This is a genomic window from Bradyrhizobium sp. MI1.4 (assembly GCF_055811315.1).
On record NZ_JBVVPP010000065.1, the window covers coordinates 7333 to 11937 of the forward strand.

The window sequence follows — 4605 nt, forward strand, 5'->3', positions numbered from 1 at the left end:
AACACCCTAATCTGGGTTAAACCCCCTACAAAAAAAAAACCCCCGGCCCACCCCGCCCGGGATTTTTTTTTTGTCGGCCACTCCATCGCAAAATCTGATGTCATCGCCCGCGACGGGGGGCGATCCAGTATTCCAGAGACAGCCCTAATAGATCGAGAAGCCGCGGCGTACTGGATGCCCCGCCTTCGCGGGGCATGACGACTATCTTGACGTGGTTACTTCTTCTTCGCCCGCGCCTTCGGCTCGGGTGATAGCGCCTGCGGATCGAAGCCGACATAGAAGATGTAGCTATCGGCGTCCTTGGCCGAAGGCATCGGGTAGACCAGATCCTCGGCCACGAAGGTGAACGGCACGCTGCCGCCCTCCGACATTCCGACCGTGGTCCGGTAGGCCTTGGAAGCGATCACCTTCTCGCCGACGCCGCCCTGCACCACGGCGACGCGCAGCGGCACCTCGACGCTCGCAGGCGCGCCGGCGGGTCCGGCAATGACGCGGCCCTGGATGCCGATCCGGGCCGTGATATCGCCGCCATTGCGGGCGCATTCGCGCGCCATCTTGGTGATGGTGGCCTGGAAGCGGATCTCGTTGCCGACGGCCGGCTTCCCAGTGGCACCGACCGCGTAGGTGGAGGCTCCGGCACGCACCGTGACCTGCGGGCAATCAAGATCGTCATCAGCCGCCGGCTGGCCCGGCGCAGGCGCCGGCTTGGGTTGGGCCGGCTCGTCCGACTTGCCGCCGAACAGGCCCTTGAATCGATCGGTCAGCGACTGCGCCGCGACCGGCGAGATGGAGACGAGCGCAACTGACAACGCCAGCGCGACCGCCGCCCCCCGCCGCAACGCATTCCGCGATGACCGAAGCTCCTGCACCATCAACACCCATACTCCTGACGACATCCCGGCCGATCACCGGCCGGGTTGCGCCGTTATATCGTCAAAACCGGCGAACCCAAGGCAGCAAACAAGGAGACTTTGGCCGCATCAATCAACGGGCTCAGCCGCGGAAATCCTCGTGCAGCAGGCCGAACAGCAAATGGTCCTGCCAGACCCCGTTGATGCAGAGATAGCGGCGCGCCAGCCCCTCGCGGGAGAAACCGCACTTCTCCAGCACCCGGATCGAGGGCGCATTGGTCGGGATGCAGGCGGCCTCGACCCGGTGCAGATTGAGCTCGCCGAACAGCGTCGGCAGCAGCACCCGCAGCGCGGCCGTCATGTAGCCGCGCTGGGCGTGGGGCTTGCCGACCCAATAGCCGATGGTGCCGGCCTGGACGATGCCGCGGCGGACATTGGCGAGCGTGATGCCGCCGACCATGGCGCCGTCGAGCTCCCGGAAGATCAGAAAGGGATAGGACCGGTCCGCGGCGATGTCCTCGGAATAGCGGCGCAGGCGACGGCGGAAACCGGAGCGGGTGAGATCATCCGACGGCCAGATCGGCTCCCAGGGGGTCAGGTAATCGCGGCTGGACTCGCGCAGATGGGCCCATTGCAGGAAGTCCGACATCTGCGGCGCGCGTAGCAACAGGCCGTTGCCGCGCGGCGCGAGAGCGGCGGGTCCACTGGATGGCAGGCGGAAGAGGGCCATGGTGATGCTTCCCGGGGCGGATCAACCCGTGCGCGGCTCCTAATGCAGCCGCGCCTTGGCGCGTGCCCGGGTCAATCCTTCCGCAAAAGACACCGCCGTGTCCAGACCCCTGCCACTGCCCAATGCGACAACCGCAGGGCGGCTGCGCGAAAGCAGCGCACGCGCCGCATCCCGGGTCGATTCGACGCTGACGGCGTCGATCCGGGCCACCAGCTCCTCGGCAGTCTGGGGCCGGCCATAGGCCAGCACATGCCGAGCAAGCTGCTCGGCGCGGGACGAGCAGCTCTCCAGCGCCATCAGCAGCCCCGCCTTCATTTGCGCCTTGGCACGCGCGATCTCGACCTCGGTCAGGGTCTCGACCGAATCATTCATGATGTCGACCACGACCTCCATCATCTCGGGCGCATCGGCCGGATCGGTGCCGGTGTAGAGGCCGAAGAAGCCGGTGTCGGTATAGGGGGCATGGAACGAGTAGATTGAGTAACAGAGGCCGCGCTTCTCGCGCACCTCCTGGAACAGCCGCGACGACATCCCGCCGCCGAGGATGTTGGTAAAGACCTGGAGCGAGAACAGCGACAGATCGGTCTGCGGCACGCCCTCCAGCGCCAAGGTCAGATGCGCCTGCTCGAGCTCGCGATGCACCACCTTGGTGCCGCCCTTGCCGAATTGTGCGGGTTGCGGCTTGGGACCCGCTGTCCCCTCAAAACTGGCAAAGCGCTGCTCGACCTCGGCGACCACCTGCTTGTGATCGACCGCGCCGGCGGCCGCCACCACCATGTCAGGGCCGCGGTAGTGCGTCGACAGATAGTCGCGCAGCGAGTCGCGGCTGAAGGCACGCAAGGTCTTCGCAGTGCCGAGCAGCGAGCGGCCCATCGGCTGGTCGGGATAGCAGAGCTCGTTGAGATGCTCGAACACGACGTCGTCAGGCGTGTCCTGCGCCGCGCCGATCTCCTGCACGATGACGTTCTTCTCGCGCTCGAGTTCGTCGGGCTCGAAGGCGGGATTGGCCAGGATGTCGGCGAGCACGTCGAGTGCGAGCGGCACGTCGGCCTTCAGCACCCGCGCATAATAGGACGTGGTCTCGGTCGAGGTGCCGGCATTGAGGTCGCCGCCGACCGCCTCGATCTCCTCGACGATCTCGCGCGAGGAGCGCTTCGTCGTGCCCTTGAATGCCATATGTTCCAGAAGATGCGAGATGCCGTGCTCGTTGGGCTTCTCGTCGCGCCCGCCGACGCCGGCCCAGACGCCGAGCGCCGCGGTCTCGAGATGAGGCATCTTGTCGGTGACGACAGTGAGGCCGGACGCAAGCTTGGAAATCTCGACGCTCATCCGGCAACTCCCTGTTTCGCGGCGCGGCTGACCGACAGCACGAACCGCTCGACCTCGGTCTGGTCGTTCTTCATCACCTTCATGTGTTCGGATTTGGTCATCAGACCATCGAGCCAGGCCGGCAGTTGCGGCCGCTGGCCGCAGGCCGCTTCGACCGCATCGGGGAATTTGGCCGGATGGGCGGTGGACAGCACGATGCTGGGAACCGTCCTGTCCGTGGTGTCGCGGTCGGCGACCGCAAGCGCGACCGCGGTGTGGGGATCGACCAGCTCGCCGGCCTCGCGCCAGGCGGCGCGGATCGCGGCCGCGGTCTCGGTCTCGTCGGCCCGGCCTGCGTCGAACCCCTCGCGGATCGCGGCCAGCGTCGCATCGGGCAGCACGAAGCGTCCCGATTGCTTCAGTGAATCCATCAGACGGCGCACGCCGGCGGCATCGCGCCCGCCAGCCTCGAACAGCAGCCGCTCGAAATTCGAGGAGATCTGAATGTCCATCGACGGCGAAGCCGTCGCGTGGACCTCGCGCACCTCGTAGATCCCGGTCTTCAGCGTGCGCGCCAGGATGTCGTTGACGTTGGCGGCGATGCCCAGGGTCCGCACCGGAAGACCCATGCGCTTGGCGACATAGCCGGCGAAGATGTCGCCGAAATTGCCGGTCGGCACAACGAAGTCCACCGCGCGCGCGGGTGCACCGGCGGCAACGGCGGAGGTGAAATAGTAGACCACTTGGGCGACGATGCGCGCCCAATTGATGGAATTGACGCCGGACAGCGACGTCGCATCGCGGAAGCGATGGTTGTTGAACATCGCCTTCACGAGGGCCTGGCAATCGTCGAAATTGCCCTCGACGGCAAGCGCATGGACGTTGGCCGCGCCCGTCGTCGTCATCATTCGCCGCTGCACCTCGGAGATGCGGCCATGCGGGAACAGCACGATGAGATCGACATTTTCGAGTCCTGCGAACGCGTCGACCGCAGCACCGCCGGTGTCGCCCGAGGTCGCGACCACGATGGTGGTGCGCTGGCCGCGCTGGGCGAGCACGTGGTCCATCAGCCGCGAGATCAGCTGCATCGCCACGTCCTTAAAGGCGAGCGTCGGGCCGTGGAACAGCTCCAGCACGAACTGGTGCGGCGCCATCTGGCGCAGCGGCACCACCGCCGGATGGCGGAAGGTGGCGTAGGCCTCGTTCGCCATACGGCCGAGCTCGGCGTCCGAGATCTCGCCGGCGACGAAAGGGCGGATCACCTCGACCGCGACCTCCCAATAGGGACGCCCGAAAAAGCCGGCGATGGCGTCAGGCGAGAGTTGCGGCCAGGTGGCCGGCACATACAGGCCGCCGTCGCGAGCGAGCCCGGTCAGCATCACGTCGCAGAAGCCGAGTTCGGGGGCCTCGCCCCGGGTCGAGATATAACGAGTCAAACTGCCCTCCAAAGGCCGGCCGAGCCTGGACTCGGTCCGCAAGCCTTTGATTTTACGAAATTACTTGTTAACAGCCAGAGGCTTTGGGCCACCATAAAGTGTTTTGCGGCATCAGGAAACCGCTTCGCGCCTGGGGCCGTCCAAGGAAAAAGGCTGCCAACGAAAAGCGCTGCCAACGAAAAGGGGGGGGGGGCATGCCCCCCCCCCGCGTGGGAGGGGTGGGGGTTTTGGGGGGCCCCGGTGTGGGGGTTGGGGGGGCCCCCCCCCAAAAAAAGTAGGG

General features: G+C 66.2%; 4 protein-coding genes. All 4 read right to left on the bottom strand.

What is annotated here, in order from left to right; translation table 11 throughout:
- Positions 1 to 215 precede the first annotated feature (215 nt).
- Positions 216 to 872, bottom strand: coding sequence for a hypothetical protein (locus AC0L23_RS35825; RefSeq protein ID WP_018459996.1), 657 nt, complete (start codon positions 870 to 872; stop codon positions 216 to 218).
- 121 nt (positions 873 to 993) lie between these two features.
- Positions 994 to 1581, bottom strand: a complete 588-nt coding sequence (locus AC0L23_RS35830) for a GNAT family N-acetyltransferase (RefSeq protein ID WP_007599447.1) — start codon at positions 1579 to 1581, stop codon at positions 994 to 996.
- A gap of 39 nt (positions 1582 to 1620) precedes the next feature.
- Positions 1621 to 2910 carry a M16 family metallopeptidase gene (locus tag AC0L23_RS35835; RefSeq protein WP_007599446.1) on the bottom strand — a complete coding sequence of 430 codons (1290 nt, stop codon included), beginning with the start codon at positions 2908 to 2910 and terminating at the stop codon, positions 1621 to 1623.
- Positions 2907 to 4325, bottom strand: a complete 1419-nt coding sequence (thrC, locus tag AC0L23_RS35840) for a threonine synthase (protein WP_018459997.1) — start codon at positions 4323 to 4325, stop codon at positions 2907 to 2909. The genes AC0L23_RS35835 and thrC overlap by 4 nt, the downstream gene beginning before the upstream one ends.
- Positions 4326 to 4605 lie beyond the last annotated feature (280 nt).